At 46.7% G+C, this 16,810-nt stretch carries 17 protein-coding genes; 10 read left to right on the forward strand and 7 right to left on the reverse strand.

Going from position 1 to position 16,810, the window contains the following annotated elements:
• Nucleotides 1–22 precede the first annotated feature (22 nt).
• Nucleotides 23–871, forward strand: a complete 849-nt coding sequence (locus KO518_RS05655) for a helix-turn-helix transcriptional regulator (protein WP_216024863.1) — start codon at nt 23–25, stop codon at nt 869–871.
• Between the two features lie 79 nt (nt 872–950).
• Here the strand turns inward: KO518_RS05655 and KO518_RS05660 are convergent, their stop codons facing one another.
• The 5 genes from KO518_RS05660 to KO518_RS05680 all read right to left on the reverse strand — a co-directional run bounded on the left by KO518_RS05660 (nt 951) and on the right by KO518_RS05680 (nt 3,921).
• Nucleotides 951–1,265 carry a hypothetical protein gene (locus tag KO518_RS05660; protein WP_216024864.1) on the reverse strand — a complete coding sequence of 105 codons (315 nt, stop codon included), beginning with the start codon at nt 1,263–1,265 and terminating at the stop codon, nt 951–953.
• A gap of 137 nt (nt 1,266–1,402) precedes the next feature.
• Complete coding sequence (locus KO518_RS05665) at nt 1,403–2,143, reverse strand: GNAT family N-acetyltransferase (RefSeq protein WP_216024865.1); 741 nt, start codon at nt 2,141–2,143, stop codon at nt 1,403–1,405.
• Nucleotides 2,133–2,588 carry a DMT family transporter gene (locus tag KO518_RS05670; RefSeq protein ID WP_216024866.1) on the reverse strand — a complete coding sequence of 152 codons (456 nt, stop codon included), beginning with the start codon at nt 2,586–2,588 and terminating at the stop codon, nt 2,133–2,135. Before KO518_RS05670 ends, KO518_RS05665 begins: the two co-directional genes overlap by 11 nt.
• A 1-nt stretch (nt 2,589) precedes the next feature.
• The gene (locus KO518_RS05675; protein WP_216024867.1) at nt 2,590–3,216 is read right to left on the reverse strand and encodes an NAD(P)H-dependent oxidoreductase; all 627 of its coding nucleotides are present in this window, start codon (nt 3,214–3,216) and stop codon (nt 2,590–2,592) included.
• Nucleotides 3,217–3,327: 111 nt separating this feature from the next.
• Nucleotides 3,328–3,921, reverse strand: a complete 594-nt coding sequence (locus KO518_RS05680; RefSeq protein ID WP_252735979.1) for a Crp/Fnr family transcriptional regulator — start codon at nt 3,919–3,921, stop codon at nt 3,328–3,330.
• Nucleotides 3,922–4,353: 432 nt separating this feature from the next.
• Here KO518_RS05680 and KO518_RS05685 point away from each other — a divergent pair, with 432 nt between their 5' ends.
• The 5 genes from KO518_RS05685 (at nt 4,354) to KO518_RS05705 (ending at nt 12,247) form a co-directional block, all read left to right on the forward strand.
• Nucleotides 4,354–5,613: a cytochrome P450 gene (locus KO518_RS05685; RefSeq protein WP_216024868.1), complete on the forward strand. Its 1,260-nt coding sequence runs from the start codon at nt 4,354–4,356 to the stop codon at nt 5,611–5,613.
• Nucleotides 5,614–5,725: 112 nt separating this feature from the next.
• Nucleotides 5,726–6,037 (forward strand): 2Fe-2S iron-sulfur cluster-binding protein, encoded by a 312-nt coding sequence (locus tag KO518_RS05690; RefSeq protein ID WP_216024869.1) that lies wholly within the window; start codon nt 5,726–5,728, stop codon nt 6,035–6,037.
• Between the two features lie 4 nt (nt 6,038–6,041).
• Nucleotides 6,042–7,376, forward strand: coding sequence for an NAD(P)/FAD-dependent oxidoreductase (locus KO518_RS05695; protein WP_216024870.1), 1,335 nt, complete (start codon nt 6,042–6,044; stop codon nt 7,374–7,376).
• 228 nt (nt 7,377–7,604) lie between these two features.
• Complete coding sequence (locus KO518_RS05700; protein ID WP_216024871.1) at nt 7,605–9,536, forward strand: CRTAC1 family protein; 1,932 nt, start codon at nt 7,605–7,607, stop codon at nt 9,534–9,536.
• Nucleotides 9,533–12,247 (forward strand): CRTAC1 family protein, encoded by a 2,715-nt coding sequence (locus KO518_RS05705; RefSeq protein ID WP_216024872.1) that lies wholly within the window; start codon nt 9,533–9,535, stop codon nt 12,245–12,247. The genes KO518_RS05700 and KO518_RS05705 overlap by 4 nt, the downstream gene beginning before the upstream one ends.
• Before the next feature lie 7 nt (nt 12,248–12,254).
• Here KO518_RS05705 and KO518_RS05710 read toward each other — a convergent pair whose 3' ends face one another.
• Nucleotides 12,255–12,908 carry a TetR/AcrR family transcriptional regulator gene (locus tag KO518_RS05710; protein ID WP_216024873.1) on the reverse strand — a complete coding sequence of 218 codons (654 nt, stop codon included), beginning with the start codon at nt 12,906–12,908 and terminating at the stop codon, nt 12,255–12,257.
• A 249-nt stretch (nt 12,909–13,157) separates the two neighbouring features.
• On the opposite strand from KO518_RS05710, the gene KO518_RS05715 reads away from it, so the two are divergent.
• From KO518_RS05715 to KO518_RS20185, 4 genes are read left to right on the forward strand one after another with little or no spacing between them, the layout of a single operon-like run.
• Nucleotides 13,158–14,654, forward strand: coding sequence for an MFS transporter (locus tag KO518_RS05715; RefSeq protein ID WP_252735981.1), 1,497 nt, complete (start codon nt 13,158–13,160; stop codon nt 14,652–14,654).
• A gap of 30 nt (nt 14,655–14,684) precedes the next feature.
• Nucleotides 14,685–15,764, forward strand: a complete 1,080-nt coding sequence (locus KO518_RS05720) for an HlyD family secretion protein (RefSeq protein ID WP_216024875.1) — start codon at nt 14,685–14,687, stop codon at nt 15,762–15,764.
• A 19-nt stretch (nt 15,765–15,783) separates the two neighbouring features.
• Nucleotides 15,784–16,014: a hypothetical protein gene (locus KO518_RS05725; RefSeq protein ID WP_216024876.1), complete on the forward strand. Its 231-nt coding sequence runs from the start codon at nt 15,784–15,786 to the stop codon at nt 16,012–16,014.
• 9 nt (nt 16,015–16,023) lie between these two features.
• Nucleotides 16,024–16,287: an acyloxyacyl hydrolase gene (locus tag KO518_RS20185; protein WP_216024877.1), complete on the forward strand. Its 264-nt coding sequence runs from the start codon at nt 16,024–16,026 to the stop codon at nt 16,285–16,287.
• Between the two features lie 44 nt (nt 16,288–16,331).
• On the opposite strand, the gene KO518_RS05735 is transcribed toward KO518_RS20185, so the two are convergent.
• Entirely contained in the window at nt 16,332–16,760 is a 429-nt protein-coding gene (locus KO518_RS05735) for a MarR family winged helix-turn-helix transcriptional regulator (RefSeq protein WP_216024878.1), read from the reverse strand.
• Between the last annotated feature and the right edge of the window lie 50 nt (nt 16,761–16,810).

Here is a 16,810-nt window from a genome sequence, read left to right on the forward strand (position 1 = left end):
TGGTAGTTGAGAGAAACGACCGATGAGCAGATCAGTCTATTGCGAGCCTTTCTCCATTGAAAAAGGTTACGAATTTGAAATTCACCATGTGAAGTATGGAGAGAACGACCCGTACCACTGTTTTATGCACTTTCACGAAGTGCATGAATTTATTATTTTCGAACGCATAGAAGGCCATTATTTTTATAGCCAGGGTGAATCGACGTTGCACGACTACGACATCGTGTTTACGCCCGCATTGGAAACCCATAACTTTGCCTGTAGTAATCGGGAGAAGTCCTGGTTCATCATTCAATTTATGCCACATGTTTTTGATGATGAAAGCATGGCGGGTGTCCGCACGTTTTTCCAGCACGGTCTGCACTTGCGTTTGCCGAAAGAGCGTCTTACTGAAGTACAGCAACAAGTGGCCTGGCTGTTTGAAAGCTATCGGCGCGAACCGTTAAGTGCCCGCAGCCAAACGCTACTGCAGTTGTTAGTACTCACTATCGGCGAATATGCAAAACCGGCCACAGATACCGCAACAAAACCGATAACACACTCACCTTTATATACCAAAATGCTGCCGGTGATTAACCAATTTAAAAGTGAATCTGTAGTGGAGTTGTCGTTAAATGAAGCTGCGGCGATGTGCCATCTGTCCCCGTCTCATTTTTCCCGGGTGTTTAAACAAATATTTCGCACCAATTACTCAGAGTATGTATTACGGCACAAGCTTTATAGCGCAGCGAGGCTGCTGAGTCAGTCGACTTTATCGATAACACAAATTAGTTATGAACTGCATTTTTCCAGTCCCTCACATTTTATTGCGCAGTTCAAAAAGCTGTTCTCTGTTACCCCAAGGCAGTTTCGCACTACAATGACAAACTAAAGGCTGACAGGCGTGGCTCATTGCCTTTTAGCAGTTTGTTGGGAACTTCCTGTTATCACAAGTATCACAATTCATCCCACTATGGTGCATCACCGAAATACGGCCCGAGAAAGTCGAGGAAGGCTCGTACCTTTGGCACTACTAATTTTCGGTGAGCATATACCGCGCACAAACCTAAGGGCTCAGGCTCGTACTCTTCCATCGGATTGGTGCTATTTTTTGTGGTCACAAGCGACGAGTCTTTTAGATGACCGATCCGAAGGGCCACATCAAACCCTTCTTCCACCACATCCACTTTGCGGTCGTTCACATGGCCGGAGCATTGAAAGGGTTGGAGGACATTATCTCCGTGGTTGCGACTTCTATACTGGCTTCGATAGGTCAATACAGACACACGGATTCTCTATTTCACAATGCTGGCGAATCACTATTGATTGCGGTAATCACAGCGGGGGTGAGTTGCCGGTGAAACGAGTTGGTGGGCTTATAGAAAACAATGCAAAATGATGTACAAGCCTTAGTATGTCGTCTTTAGCTTTTCGATGACGTCGAATTGGCTTTCAGATACGTAAGCTCAAAAATACTCTCAAAGCCCAAGCTGCGATAAAGCGGAAGGCCCGGTTCCGATGCTTGCAACACCATGTATGCTGATTGGTGCCTCAATGCTTGCCTTAGTAGCAAGTGCATAGCTTTTTTGGCTAGGCCTTGCCCTTGAAAAGCGTGTTTAACACCCATTTGATGTAGCCCGGTGACATTGTCTGTTTTGAAAAGAAGAGCACTGACCGCAGGCTTTTGGTTTACTTTTCCAAGATAAATTTCAATATCCGAGTCATCTATGAGTGGCGTAAAAACGTCCTCATCCATTTCGTAATTAAAGGCCTCGCTGCTTATTGCGAGCCACTCACGTAACTGCGAGTAATTCGTTACCCGCGATAGCAAAAAATTGTCGTCTTGGACGTCGGTTGTTTGATAGTTACTAATAGGTAAGTACATAGCAGTCTGCTTGAATTCAAACTGCCATTTGCTGTTACGTTGTGTCAATGTGTCTTGTGCTATTTGGCTTTCAGAGCCATCAGGCCACGTAAATAAACGGTGGGTATGTGGAGTCTTTGCAATCTGAAGTGCTAGGTCTGGTTGACCTTCTATCCAAGCGCGATAAGGCCAGCTGTTTGACGTTAATAGTGCACTACTGAATTTTTCAGCCACTATTGAAGCACCGTACTTTTTCCACAATGATGTTAGGTTGCGTATGTTTAACTGGCTAACGTGCATCGGTTGTTCCCCCGTTAATAAAGATAATTCCCACTATCATGGCGATTACTCCAACAATTGTTTTCGCTGTAATGTGCTTGACAGGTTGTTCGAACCAACCAAAATGCCCGGCGATAACGGCCAGTATTAATTGCCCGGAAAGTGCAAAGGACATTAGGCTGCTCACCCCCATTTTGGGAATCAGGTAATAGTAACTGCCCACGCCAAATGCACTTAAAATGCCACCAAACCACAAATACGTGGGAATGGCTCTGAAATCGCTGGCAACCGGTAGGTGCCTGTTTGTAGCCACCATAAACACCAGCGTAAAGATACATGCTAATAAGAACGCAATGGCAGTAGCGAGCAGTGGGTTTTTAAACAGTACACCTAACTGCGCGTTCATTCCTGCTTGAAGCGAAATGGCGGCGCCCGCAAATACGGCAAGAATCGGGAAAGCCCACACGCTACTGCTCCAACACAAGATGGTTTATATCAAAGCGAACTTTTTCGTATTGCCCGTACTTGTCGTTTGGGTCGCGCTTACCGATAGGGCATATAACCGTTGTGGTGAGTTGCTTTTCGTTAAGCCCAAGTATGTGGTCAAATGCGTCAGGCTCAAACCCGCCAATAGGGCAGGTGTCTATTTTCATCATGGCGGCACAGGTTATCATGTTACCAAGCGCTACAAAGGTTTGTTGTTGGGCCCATAGTGCGCGTTCGGTTTTGTTCATGCTATTTATTGCACCTTTGGCCATTTCGGCATATCTGGCCAAGGAGTCTGGTGACGCACCGTTTTTGGTTTGTGCTAGTGATACATACTCATCAACAAGCAGGGTATCAATATCGGTTCGTGTAGCAAAAACCAGAAGGTGTGAGCCTGATGATACTTGCTCTTGTCCAAAGGCAAACGGCTTCAAGCGCTCTCTTGCGGCTCGTGAGGTTATCACTAAAATTTTATAGGGCTGCAAGCCATAAGAAGAGGGGCTCAGACGCGTAGCCTCGAGCAGGTTGTCTAACTGCCACTGCTGTAATTTTTGGTCAGAGAACTGTTTTACAGAATATCGCCAATTAAGTGCGTCGATAACATGCATGTTTCTACCTCGATAATTCGTTTTTTGCCTTAAGCTGGCACTAGACTATCGAGATGTTAGTGAGGCTTCCTTTACATAGGTTGATTTTCAAATAATATTTTTAGCAGGTTATTAACGGAGAGTTAGCTTACTGCGTATTCGGCTCAGTTGCGTCGGCGTAATGCCAAGATGTGATGCGATATGATAGAGCGGTAATCGATCTACTAACGCGGGAAAGTCTTTGGTAAATTGTTGGTAGCGCAGGGTGGCATCATCTTGTACTAACTCTATTTCCCGCGCATCTTTGTGCAGCAACCAGTTCTTCTCTAAATAGTGAATTTGAAATTTCATCAGCTCTTTGTTGGCGAACAACAGACGACGAAAACCGCAAAAATCTATCGTTACTACTTGGCTTTCTTCAATAGTTTCAAATGCTAACCGTGAGGGTGTTGAGGTGAGCAGTGCTGTCATAGAGCCGGGGAATTGCCCCTCACTGAAAAAGTTCTTGTTGTACTCGTGACCATTGTCACTAAGGGTAAAGCCGCGTATCAACCCTTTTGTGACAAATGCAAAACTGGTGGGAACTTCGCCAGCGGTATAAAGGTAGGTGTTTTTGGCAATAGTATGCGTTTTACACAGCAGTGTCATTTCGTGCCATGTCGTATCGGACAAAGGGGCGTAGGCTTCCATTGCCAATTTAAGCATCGCTAAACTTTCTTGTTTCAAAAAGGCCCCTGTATTTACGTTGTAACAGCGCGCATATTAAAAAACGTAACACGCGTGTTATGGCATTGCAATAACGGGTAGTCAACGGCGTATAACCCTCTGATTATGTAAACATATGCACATAGCGCTATTAAATTTCATATATTGAGATTAGTCACCTTTGATGCTGTCATGTCCGCAAATCGCTTGTGTCAGACATGAATGATAATCAACTCATTACCACCGTATAGCTAGCACGACGTTGTCGTCGTGCGATCGCATCAGTAAGACAAAAAACACTGCTGTGCAGATGATTAAAGAATGATTACCGCAAAATTTTGATATTTCTGTGCACAAGCTTGTCATTAATGTAAATGTCATGTTGCTATTATCCAGCCTATATTGAATGTACTGCATGAACAGATGCTGACAAGCCGGATAGGAGACATCGCGATGCAATCCGATACAAATAATCAAGTTACCTCTCAATCACGAGGTGCCGAAGATACCGCTGTACCTGCGAAGTGCCCGTTTGCACACGGGGCAATAGGTGGCATTGGTGAATTCAATGATGCATTTGCCGCACGGCGTCAGGGTGATGGAGTACTGGATATTGATGATCAAAACGACCCGGTGAAAATGGTGTTGGGTTTGAAAGAAGTCCGCAAAGCTGCGCATAACTGGAAAACATTTCAATCCGGTGCAAAACCGGGGCGCATAGTGGTACCTTCAGAGGTTGCTATTAGGGATATCAGGCAAATACCATTTGAAGTTGATCCTCCCGCCCACAAAGGGTTTCGAAACTTGCTAGAGCCTTGGTTTAAGCGCCCGCTGGAAGCGGAATATCAAGCAAAGCTGACCCACATTGTTACCGATATGCTCGATAGTTTGCTTAGCGACGGGCAAGATTTCAAAGACGCAGTAAACGATATTGCTTTGGTGGTTCAATCTCGAGCATTGACAGCGCTGTTGAATGTGTCGATGGATGAAGCGGCGACTTGGATAAGCTGGGGAACACATGTGTTCAGAAGTGATGACAATCCGTTAGACGCCAGCAAAGCAAATGTCCTCTATGATTATTTGGATAAACAAATTGACAATGCCAAGCGCTCGCCTGGCAGTGATATTTACAGTCAGCTTCTCGCTGCGGAGGTTGACGGTAAGAAACTATCTGATGAAGAAATCAAAGGCATTATGATCCTCACTTTCGCAGGTGGGCGGGATACAGTGATCAATGCACTCACCAATACGCTGGCCTATTTTTCTGAGAACAAAGAGGATTTAGCCCTTATCAGGCAGCAACCTGAATTGGTGAACAATGCCGTGGAAGAACTGATTCGCTATTTCTCTCCGTTAACTCATATGGGCCGAGTTGCCACACAAGACGGGCAAGTGAATGGTCATGACGTTGCCCGTGATACCCGTATTTCACTGTGCTGGGCATCCGCAAACCGCGATGAAACCGTATTTGAAAACCCCAACACTGTTGATTTAACGCGCAAAGCGAACCCTCATGTGGGCTTTGGTTTTGGCATTCACAATTGCCTGGGAGCTACCCATGCCCGAGCGTTGCTAAGAATTTGGGTGTTGCAACTGGCCAAACGCGTGTCACTCATTGAAGTGGGTGAATATGAAGAGAATATCGAGCAATGGAGCGAGGTGCAGCGCAAGGTTGGTTTTCACCAACTGGAGGTTCGTCTGCACGCGCTTTAGTGCGAGTACTAACAGAATTCAGTGCCCACGAGACGGTTTATTGTTAGATAAGCACACGTTTTGCCAGGGCGGGCAACTACTATTTTCACGAGAATGTGAACAGGAGAGAGTAATGATTAAGGTCATCTTTAAAACTGCTGATGGGCAGGAAATAGAAACACAGGGTGAGTCGGGCTCATTGATGGAATTAGCCGTAGAAAACAACGTACCGGGTATTGATGGCGATTGCGGTGGCGTGTGCTCGTGTGCAACTTGTCACGTGCATGTGGCGCAAGAAGACTTTGCGCGAGTAGGCGAGCCAAATGAGATTGAAAAAGACATGTTAGAGCTGGCCGAAGACGTGAGTGAAACCAGTCGGCTTTGTTGTCAGGTGGCGTTGTCTGAAGATATTAACGGCATTAGTGTTACGGTAGTCAGAGAGTAATATTATGGTTTTTCAAGGGCCTGAAACAACGACAGACCAGGACGTATGCGTGATAGTGGGGGCCAGCCACGCTGGGGTTAATTGCGCTTTTGAACTGAGAAAGCAGGGGTTTGAAGGGCGCGTGTTACTTATTGACGCTGATCCTCATTTACCTTATCACCGTCCTCCGCTGTCGAAGGCGTTTTTGAATACGCCGCTTAACGATGCCCCGCCGCCGTTAAAAGCACAAGCGGCGTATGAAAGAGCCGGTATTGAGCTTGTTCTTGGTGTTAAAGTAAATGACATTAGCGCTAACGATAACACAATAAGTGTGGCTGCAGCTGATAGTAGTACCGTACACGATGCGTTGCCTGCGGCGATCACATACACTCACCTGGTGCTGGCTACCGGGGCGAGACCAATAGTGCCGCCTATTCCCGGATTATCAACGGCGACACATTGTCTGGTGATGAGAAATGCCAGTGATGCGTATGCACTAAAATCACTGTTAGAAGAGAAACAACCAGTTTTACCCGACTTTCACGTAGTGGTGGTTGGCGCCGGTTACATTGGTCTGGAGGCAGCCGCGTCCCTGCGTAAAGCAGGTGCAAAGGTAACCGTCATTGAACGCGAAAAACGGATCCTGGCCAGGGTGGCCAGTGAGGCAGTGTCAACTCATGTAGCCTCCCGTCATGAAGAGCAAGGGGTAACCATTTTGTGTGAGCGAAATGTGCAGGCCGTTCAACAAGATGCAGATACGGGTGTACAAACCGTTGTTTGTGATAACGATATAGCCTACCGTGCTGATGCAATTCTGGTAGGAGTTGGGGTACGTATTAACGGTGAGCTGGCTGCTCAGGCCGAACTTGAAATGAACAAAGGTGCAGTGTGTGTAGACGCCCACATGCAAACCAGCCGGCCAGGTATTTGGGCCATTGGTGACTGCACCAGTTTTCCCCAACGGGAATACGGGGAAAATACACACATTGAGTCAGTGCAAAATGCACTCGAACAAGCCAAAGTCGCAGCGAAGAATATCCATCTGTTGTCTGCCGCCGCACAATCAAATCTTTTGCCTGCGCTTGTGGATTATGCTGCAACCCCCTGGTTCTGGTCTGATCAATTCGATATGAAACTGCAAATGGTGGGATTAGTCGGGCTGGCTGATAATCAGGTTGTACGTGTTGAGTCTGACAGGGCATTGTCGGTGTGGCATTTCAATGGTGACAAACTGATTAGCGTGGAAGCCATTAATTCTCCTAAAGCCTATGTGTTAGGAGGGCGTGCCATCAACAACAATACACCGGTTGACAAAGCCAAGTTGCAAGATGGAGAAATAAACCTGGCAACCTTGTTTTAAAGATGCGTTTCCCTCGGCGATGCAGCTCATTGCATCGCTGATTTTCACCCCCCCCACCTATATAAGAGTTAACCCACTGTTTGTAAATAACTTGTTGACATTAACTGTAAAATTGTAAATTATTGCATATTGTTAACAATTGTCATTAATGAGGGGTGTCGAAATGAAAACTCTGCCATCCGTGAATTACTGCGCAACAAGCAACGATAATGGTCTCAGGAACACGTTATGAATACCAACAATCACAGTACTATTTTTTCATTTACTGTCGCCGCATGCCTGTTGGCAAGCTGCAGCAATACACTCAATGACCCGGTTGCCAACACAGTGACTTTCTCCGATGTTTCAGAAACGGTGGGCTTAAAGACCCAAGACAATTGGAAATACGGCGGGCCGTCGGTGAGTGACCTGAATAACGACGGTTACTACGACTTGCTTTTGACGAATCACGATACAACGCCCGTTCAGCTTTTTATGGCAAAGGGCAAAGACAAATATCTGGAACAACGCGAGGTATTTTCAAAGGTCGATTTACACGGCATTGCAGCGGGTGACTATGACCTGGACGGCGACAACGATATCCTGTTGTCTGTGGGGGGGGGTAATGGACTGCATCCTCGTCCTCAAAGAATGTTGCGCAATGACGAGGGTACGTTTACTGACATTACTGAAGCAGCTGGTGTGTCAGAGTTAGGGGCACGCGGGCGCAGCGTGCGCTGGGTTGATCTGGATAGCGATGGCGATCTTGATTTCCTGCAAGTCAATGCCGCTAAAATGGTGAATGAATCTGCGCCAAGAAACATCATATTTGAGAACCGAGGGAACGGACAATTTACCTATTTTCAAAGTCCGGGCTTCGAGGAAGTTGAAGCTGAACGCTTGCTGATTACCGACTACAACAACGATCATATTCCCGATGTTATTGCCTTCACCAGTTATGGAAAAAGCACGGTTTGGAAAGGGAATGGCGATCTAACCTTTACCAACACCACTGGCTCTGTGTTTCCAGCAGGCAGTGACGGCTACCCGGGCACGATTACGGTAGCGCAGGCTGATATCGATAATGATGGTGACCTCGATTACTACTTCGCCCGCGGCAAGTTGTATTACACCATTGCCAATAACGCGGTGAGTTTCGATGCGCAAACGAAACGTTTGGATCTGCGCGACCAGGGGAGCAAGAGCCACGACGGCATGGATTTGTTCGCGTCGGGCCCCATTACGCTAACCGATTTTTATCATTTTCCCCGTGCGAATTTATTGCGAAGTGTGCCGGTATTCCTCGGTAAAAATAAGCGTCAAATCGACACGCCGACAAGTGCGGTAACAGTGACTCAAAAAGACGCTCAGGGGTTTCCTGACAAAGTGGAAAAAACGGGCTGGTACCTAGGTTATGTAGGTGAAAACAAGTGGCGGTTTGAGTGGGTAATGGCGGCGGATTTGGCGTGGGATCTCAGGGCGTCCATCATCGGTGTTGAGCGTTTTGAGACCCCGTGGGAACCACAGGATTTGTCAGTACCAGACGTATTGCTAAGAAATGATGCTGGCGTATTTACCGACATCTCACACGTGTTACCCGAAGGTGCCCAAGATAACAATTGGGGCGTGACTACCGGTGATTTCGACAACAATGGTTTTGCTGATTTCTTTGTGTACCGGTTTGGTGAGCTTAAACGGCGGGTGCGCGATGTGTTGCTGCTCAATCAGGGAGACTACGAATTCAGCCAATCACTCAATCACAACGCCACTACTGAGGTGGGCAAAGATTCACATGGCGATGGTGGTATTGCTGCAGATTTTAACCTAGATGGAAGAGTAGACATATTAAGTGGAGATGACGACAACGGTAAATGGCACCTCTATCACAACCAGACACCACTTAAAACCGCCCATTATGTGTTGCTACACGTTGGGTATTCGCCACGTGGTATAGATCCTCTGGGCGCAAAAGTGTGGGTGAAAACTGCCGGGGGGCAGCACTACGTACTCGTTGGCTCGCCCAACGCCAATCACTCGCAAAGTTTGCTGAATATCGTACATGTGGGCTTAGCACAGTACGACATTATCGACGAAATAAAAATCAGATGGCGAAGTGGTGAAGAACAAGTGCTTCGCCAGCAACGGGCTGACCAACTTATTAAAGTGGGAGATAAAATATGAACGTGAAGTGTGGGGGAGCACTATCAAGAGTCAGTAGCTCACCTAAAGCAAAAACGGCAGTTGGTTTGTCGAATTTCACTGCCGTAGGGTGTTTGATAGCCTTTTTATTTACGATTGTCGGGTGTACGTATTTCTCAGAAAACAAACCCGTCTACACCATAACACCGGGTTCGCCCACTATGGTCAGTATCAACGTAAGTGACAATATGCCCAAGCGTTTCGCGCTGACAGTAGACAATCACGCAGCCCACGCTATGCTTTCTGTCTATCACAACGACGTGCTACTTATCGATAATATAAATCTATCTGAACCTGGTCGGCAAACCGTCTCGGCATTAGTGTTATTTGATGAAGTCGGCGAGGTAAACCTTACATTTCGATCGCTAAATGCTGCTGTTGACCTCATTGATTGGAAACTGGAAGATACTTCCGTGGCGTTGCCGTTTTTCCGGGATATTGCAGCTGAAGCAGGTATGGATAAGGTCGCATCAATTAAATATGGCGGTCCTTCAGTTGCTGATATTGACCAGGACGGCGATTACGATTTTGTGGTTAATAATCACAATGCAGAGTCGAGTAAAATTTACTGGAACAACGGTGACGGTACGGTAACAAAACACGCCAATGACCTCGCCCGCTGGTTTATGCAGGATTTACATGGAACTGCCCTGGCTGATTACGACAAAGACGGCGATCTCGATTTAATGTTAACTCGTGGTGGTGCAAATGGCACCACGCCTTCTGTGTCGTATTTTTACGTTAATGATGAAAGCAATTTTGTTCGCTTTACTGGCGATGCAGGCATAAACAAAGGCGGTCGCGGCAGAGGTGCGAGATGGAGTGATATGGATCTCGACGGGGATTTAGATTTGCTCATCATGAATGAGATTAGCCTGGCGAAAACCAAGCCCCAGCACGTGTTTTTTGAAAACATCGGTGAGGGGCGTTTTGCATATAAAAGGGTAGCGGGTATCGAGGACGTTATTGCTTCCAGAACGTTGGTAACTGATTTTAATGGCGACGGTATCGATGACTTTATTATGTACGGGCCTTTGTCGTTATGGCAGGGAAATGGCGATTTCACTTATACAAACGTCACTGACACAACACTGCCCTCTTCAGTGCGCAAAAGCAATCAGCTCATGGCTATTACTGATATCGATATCGACAACGACGGTGATCTAGATTTGTATTTGGCGAGAGGTAAGGCGTTTGAGCATGGTTTTGGAGAAGCGCCTTCGGTAGATTTCGACCCTATTGAGAAGGCCTTTGCCATTAAAACAAGAGGTTATAAAGGTCGTGATACATTTAGTTTCATCGCCGAAGACAGCATTAAGCTAACCAATTACTATTTTCTTGGTCAGGCGGGCTTCCGCGGCAAACCCTACCCTGTTTATCTGGGTAAAAACAAAATTGCCCACGATGTAAAATCTGGCGATGAGTTCACATTTCATGCTGCCATGGCTAATGGCTGGCCGGAAGAAAGAACTGAAAATGGCGTGTATATCGGTTACGTCGGTAACGGACAGTGGAATGCTGAACTGGTGAGAAATGGCAATATCTTCTGGTCTTACTTTTTCACCCTGGAAGGCGTTTCAGCTGCACAAACCGCATTTGAACCTGAGAACAGGAACATCCAGGACATCCTGTTGGAAAACAGAAATGGTCAGTTTGTGGACGTATCATCCGAGTGGCAAATCCCTCGCGGGGGCAATGCGCTTGGCGTGACCACGGGTGATTTCAACAACGATAGCCATCAGGATTTACTTGTCTATCGCTGGGGAAGAGTGGATAAACGCATTGCCGATATCATGCTGCTAAACACAGGGAAAGGGGCGTTTGAAGCAGTTACCATGCACGGTGCCAGCGACCATGGTGGGCCGGGGTATGGCGATATGGGGCAGGCCTTCGACTTTAATTTGGACGGTCACCTGGACATTTTATCTGGCAGCGAGCATGGTTACTGGTATTTGTATGAAAATCAGGCGAATACAACAGGTGATTACGTACTTGTTAACGTAGGCTATTCTCCCTTACACGAGGTGGATGCGTTGGGGGCCTATGTTACGCTACTTACCGACAAAGGTGAGCTGCAAAGACGAATAGGTTCTGCCGGCGAAGTGTTTTCTCAGAGCTTTTTGAACACGGCGCACGTTGGGCTGGGCGAAAACGCAACAGTGAAAAAGCTCACGGTGCGCTGGCGCAATGGCGAAACCCAGGATATTCTCAATCCGCAGATAAATCGCGTGATAAAAGTCGGCAACGCCACGACCAAAAAGGCTTCACCTCACGCCGTATTCGCTGCGTCATCTGAAAGTCAAAGAGAAGCGGGTACCTCACAGCAACCATTCATTCGTATTGAAGGGAAGCAAGCCATAGCAGAAAATGGCATCGACCTGTCGAAGCCGCTGACACTTACGGTGCATTACAATACCGGCCCAGCGCATAAAATTGTTGCGGCGGACGAAGGTGGCATGCAATTCTGGCTGCGACATCGCTCATCTGGTTTAATTCCTGTTGAAGATCGTATCGAAGTGGACGCCTCAGTGTTGTATACCAGCGAGGGGAGTGCAACGGCAACAATAGATACCACAGGACTCACTCCCACTGCGGAACTGAAAAACGGTGAGTACTACACGCTAAGAGTTGTGTTTACTTCCAGTGACGGCAACATGTACGAGGACAGTATTAACCGAGTCGTGTTGTATTAAACCCAATCTATTTGTCAGGCCTGTACGCTTCGGTAAAGTTATCAACAACCATTGCGATCCAGGCCTGACGTTGTCCTTTTGATATCGTCTTCGTTGAATGTGTTAGCGTTAATAATTGCGGTTCACTACGCACTGAAGCAACAAAGAATCGTGCAGCCTCTTCCGGCGAATTCCCTCTTAGATTTATGTCGTTGTTGGCTTGTGCTAGTTTGAGTAATTGTGTTGCCAGCGCTATACAAGCGCGGGGGCCGGCGTTATAGAAAATTTCTCCAAGCTGTGGAAAGCGTAAGGCTTCTGCTATGACAATACGTGATAGCGCTACGCCTGACTTTGACAGCACAATATCAAGATAGGCCGTCGCAATTTCGCTGAGCATTTGCTTCACTTTACCCGGCATAAACTGAATACTTTTTAAAGAGTTTGAGCTGGATGCGCATTCAGACTGCACGACCGCACTAAACAGGGCTTCTTTATTGGCAAAATGGGCGTATACCGTCGACTTAGAAACGCCAGCTTCTTGCTGGATCATATCTGTTGTGGCAGCTGAAAAACCGTAAGCCAGGAAGATTTTCTTCGCAGCGTTCAGCACGATTTGCGCCTTTGGAGAGAGTTGTGGGGGTGGAAAAAGGTCATCTTGCGATGCTGAAACTATTTTAGTCATTGTCACCTCTTCATTAGTCACTGTATTGACACTCGGTGTTTTGAATATTATAGTACTGTACCGTTTAGTTCGATTCAATGGTAATTTCCCTTAAATATCTCGCAGAGGTATTTTTTTATACTCCATTACTGTACCGCTCAGTTCGGTACAGTCTGTTGGTGGATACGAGTAAGAATAGAAAAATGGCAGTGGAGACTATATCGGTGTTAACAATTCACGCAGTTCATGCATTTTGTATGGGAGCGGGCTATGAGTGATGATAATCAAGGACGGCCAGGTTTGCCTTCTCCCCGAATTCTGGCAGGGTTAGCAGGCATCTTTATTAGTGCAATGATGGCTGGCCTGAATAGTCGTCTCGGCGCCTTGGGCTTGGTCGATGTGCAAGGAGCTTTGGGCTTTTCAGGTGATGCGGCCAGTTGGGCAACCACGAGCTATTTGTCAGGCGAAATGTTGATTACACCTTTCGCCTCGTGGTTTGCAATTACGTTTTCAATCAGGCTATTTCACCGTTATCTCGTCGGCATTATATCACTCATTGCATTGTGTTTGCCGTTTATTCACAACATAAACCTGTTTGTTGGATTGCGCTTTATTCAGGGTGTCGCTAGCGGGGCATTAGTTCCGTTGCTGATGATGATGGCGTTAAAGGCACTCCCAGTGAATATAAGGCTTCACGGTCTGGCTCTTTATGCCATGACGGCTACTTTTTCACCCAATATAGCGGTGTGGTTAAGCGGCCAGATATCTGATGGTGTGCACGCGTGGCAATGGACATATTGGCATACGATACCGCTTTGCTTTCTTGCGTTTGCACTGGTTAGTTGGGGGGCTCCGAAAGAGTCAGTGAAGGTTGGCCGTTTTGCGCAAGCTAATTGGTTAGGAATGGGAGCCGGTATGTTGTCGCTGGGTCTACTAACAGTGGCTTTGAGTCAGGGTGAGCGCCTCGACTGGTTTAATTCATCTTTAATTTCCCTTTGTGTGATTAATGGTGTTGTGTTCCTGGCGATGTTTTTGTGGCTTGAATGGCATCATCCTTCACCTTTTATTGATTTGCGCTTACTTAGTCGCCGTAACCTTGGGTTGGGTTCGATAGTATTTGTGTTGTTGCTTGTCGTACTTATGACGGCGACAACCTTACCCATGAACTTTCTTTCTGCAGTTCAGGACTACCGCGTCTATCAGGCAGCACCACTAGCATTGATTATCGGGGTTCCACAACTTGTGCTGGGGTCGCTAGTTGCACTTGCATTGTATAAGAAGTGGATCGACGCGCGAAAAGTATTTGCAGTTGGGCTGCTTCTTATTGCCGCAGCGTGTTTTGTTGCGGCAAATGTCGATACTGCCTGGCATCGTGATCAGTTCTATTTCGCGCAGATCCTTCAAATGGCCGGCCAGCCTATGGCAGTAGTGTCGATGTTGTTTCTCATGACAAGCGTGGTACAGCCCCATGAAGGTCCTTATTTCTCGGGGATCATAAACACCCTGAGGGTAATTGGTACCTTGGTCGGAAGCACAATTGTCGCGCGCCTTATGACCGTACGTGGTCAATTTCACGGTGAAGCTCTGCGCGGGCATGCGGCAATGGTTCCGGTTCAGTCTACTGAAAATTTATCCGAACTGATTGCTACGGAATCCATCGCCTTGAGTGTTGCGGATATTTACGTTCTGGCTGGCATTTGCGCATTGCTAATGACTGTCGTTGTATTACGCATGGCCTACATTCCTGCACCATCAACAACAAATTAATTATTTCAACATCTTAAAAAAGGAGTCGTTATGGCTTTATCAAAATCTCTAAAACTATGCTGTGCGGCAGTCTGTCTGGTTATGATGGCTGGTAGTGTAGTGTATTTAAATCAACCCGAATCAGCCTGGCGGGAACAGAGTACTCCAGATGCATATGTGGATGCCGACCTTAGCTTCCTGGGGACAAAAGTATTTGGCACCATTAGCAAAGTGTTAGTGGAAGAAAATCAGCAGGTAAACAAAGGGGATTTGTTGTTCGAAATTGATGACACTGACTTTCGTGTGGCGTTAGCGCAGAGTGAGGCAAACCTCCATGAAGCTAAGGCAGAGTTGGCCCGTGCCAGTGCCGTGCTGTCTCAACAGCAAGCGACTATTGAGCAGAGTATTGCGCAGGTTGATGCAGATCAGGCAACCCTGGCCCTTGCAGCGCTGGATAAAATTCGTTTTGACAACTTATTAAAAGATGGTGCAGGCAGTGTTCAGGCTCAGCAAACGGCCCAAGCGAACGAACAAGTGGCGCGTTCAAAGCTAGCGCAAAGCCGGGCGCAACTGCACTTTAATCAAGCGCAAACCACCGTGCTACAGGCAGAACTCCAGCGTGCAGAAGCTGCACTGGAGGTGGCTCTTGCGGAAAATGAAAGTGCTAAATTAAACCTGTCATATACCAAAATAACTTCGCCTATAGACGGCGTGGTCGGTCAGAAAAAAGTGGAAGTCGGTCAGTACGTAAATATTGGTACTGTTTTGGCCTCATTAGTGCCCAGTGAGCAGTTGTTTATCACTGCCAACTATCGCGAAACACAGCTAGAGAATATTAAACCGGGTCAATTGGTCGATATCGAAGTGGACGCGTTTCCCGGAAAAGTGCTCAAAGGTACCGTAGCTAGTGTAGGGCCCGCTAGCCAGGTGAGTTATTCCGCTATTGCTCCGGTAAATGCTACCGGTAATTTCACCAAAGTGGTTCAGCGTATCCCTGTGAGAATTGCACTGCAGACTCAAGGTGATATTGCTAAGCAATTGCGTGTGGGAATGTCTGTGGTTCCCCATATTACCACTGCTGAGACGTCGTCTGACAAGGGTGAGTTAATGACGCTGCAAGGTCGAATGTAATTTCCCGGGAGATGTAAAGATGTATCAGGTAAAAAAGGTTGGTGTTAAGTTGGCACTTATGTGGATTTTGTGTATGTCGGGTGTGGCCTACGCTGAATCGGGTCGGCTTTCCGTAGGGTTAGGTGCCGGAGGTGTGCTCGATAGCAATCAGGTAACTATTCTGAAAGTCGGGTATGAAATGAAACCACAAACGCGTATTTATAACGTTCGCCCACTGGCTCAGGCTATTGTGACAGACACCGGGGCGTAACACGTTTCTGTGGGGATCTCGCGAGATTTCTTTGTTACTAATAAGTGGAGTTGGGCCATATCAACATCGGCAGGGTACTATCACGAAGATACTAGCAAGCTAACCGAGCGTTTGGGGAATGATGTTGAATTTTACTCGAACATATCTACGTCGTACCGAGTAAATTCAAATATGAGTATAAAAGTAGAACTGGGTCATATTTCCAATGCTGGGCTAGGTAGCAAAAACCCAGGGGCAGAATCACTTATCGTCTCGGCCACCTATCAGTTATGAGTTCTGGCAATAAGCCAGGTTTAATTCAATGCCCCTCTTGATGATTAGCAAGGGGGACGTCGATCATTCAAGTTGTCCGTAAAGCGCAATACCAACTTTTTAAACAGGGCTTTTTCTTCCTCGTTAACGCCCTCAAGCATAGCGTCAAATACCCGCTTTTCAATATCAGTAAAAACTGCCAAGGCCTTGTTTCCGGCTGCGGTAAGCGAAATTAATTGACTGCGTTTATCTTGTTTACATTGTTTTTTTTCGATGAGATGAGCTTCTGCAAGGTATTTGATTAGCCGGTTAATTTGCGCTTTGTCACGTCCTAAATAATCTGCCAATTTCTGTCCGGTACAGGAATCGGTCATGTGGATAACTTTCAGGGTTTTAAAATGCATGGGGGCGAGATCGAGTGAAGTGCGTTTGAGCTCAAAAGATATTGTATGTCGAATAGTATTGAATAAAGTGAATAGTGCGTCATGGATCATGGGATAGCCTGGTAATCATTTGGTTGACGTTGTCAATTAAATTTCATATT

It is taken from the genome of Aestuariibacter sp. A3R04 (assembly GCF_018860805.1).
GTDB lineage: Bacteria > Pseudomonadota > Gammaproteobacteria > Enterobacterales > Alteromonadaceae > Alteromonas.

What these genes read in the sequence shown, in the direction of transcription:
- KO518_RS05715 (WP_252735981.1), top strand. Translation starts at nt 13,158, where the DNA reads ATGAGTGATGATAATCAAGGACGGCCAGGTTTGCCTTCTCCCCGAATT.
- KO518_RS05700 (WP_216024871.1), top strand. Translation starts at nt 7,605, where the DNA reads ATGAATACCAACAATCACAGTACTATTTTTTCATTTACTGTCGCCGCA.
- KO518_RS05665 (WP_216024865.1), bottom strand. Translation starts at nt 2,143, where the DNA reads ATGCACGTTAGCCAGTTAAACATACGCAACCTAACATCATTGTGGAAA.
- KO518_RS05690 (WP_216024869.1), top strand. Translation starts at nt 5,726, where the DNA reads ATGATTAAGGTCATCTTTAAAACTGCTGATGGGCAGGAAATAGAAACA.
- KO518_RS05695 (WP_216024870.1), top strand. Translation starts at nt 6,042, where the DNA reads ATGGTTTTTCAAGGGCCTGAAACAACGACAGACCAGGACGTATGCGTG.
- KO518_RS05735 (WP_216024878.1), bottom strand. Translation starts at nt 16,760, where the DNA reads ATGATCCATGACGCACTATTCACTTTATTCAATACTATTCGACATACA.
- KO518_RS05725 (WP_216024876.1), top strand. Translation starts at nt 15,784, where the DNA reads ATGTATCAGGTAAAAAAGGTTGGTGTTAAGTTGGCACTTATGTGGATT.
- KO518_RS05655 (WP_216024863.1), top strand. Translation starts at nt 23, where the DNA reads ATGAGCAGATCAGTCTATTGCGAGCCTTTCTCCATTGAAAAAGGTTAC.
- KO518_RS05720 (WP_216024875.1), top strand. Translation starts at nt 14,685, where the DNA reads ATGGCTTTATCAAAATCTCTAAAACTATGCTGTGCGGCAGTCTGTCTG.
- KO518_RS05710 (WP_216024873.1), bottom strand. Translation starts at nt 12,908, where the DNA reads ATGACTAAAATAGTTTCAGCATCGCAAGATGACCTTTTTCCACCCCCA.
- KO518_RS05685 (WP_216024868.1), top strand. Translation starts at nt 4,354, where the DNA reads ATGCAATCCGATACAAATAATCAAGTTACCTCTCAATCACGAGGTGCC.
- KO518_RS05705 (WP_216024872.1), top strand. Translation starts at nt 9,533, where the DNA reads ATGAACGTGAAGTGTGGGGGAGCACTATCAAGAGTCAGTAGCTCACCT.
- KO518_RS05675 (WP_216024867.1), bottom strand. Translation starts at nt 3,216, where the DNA reads ATGCATGTTATCGACGCACTTAATTGGCGATATTCTGTAAAACAGTTC.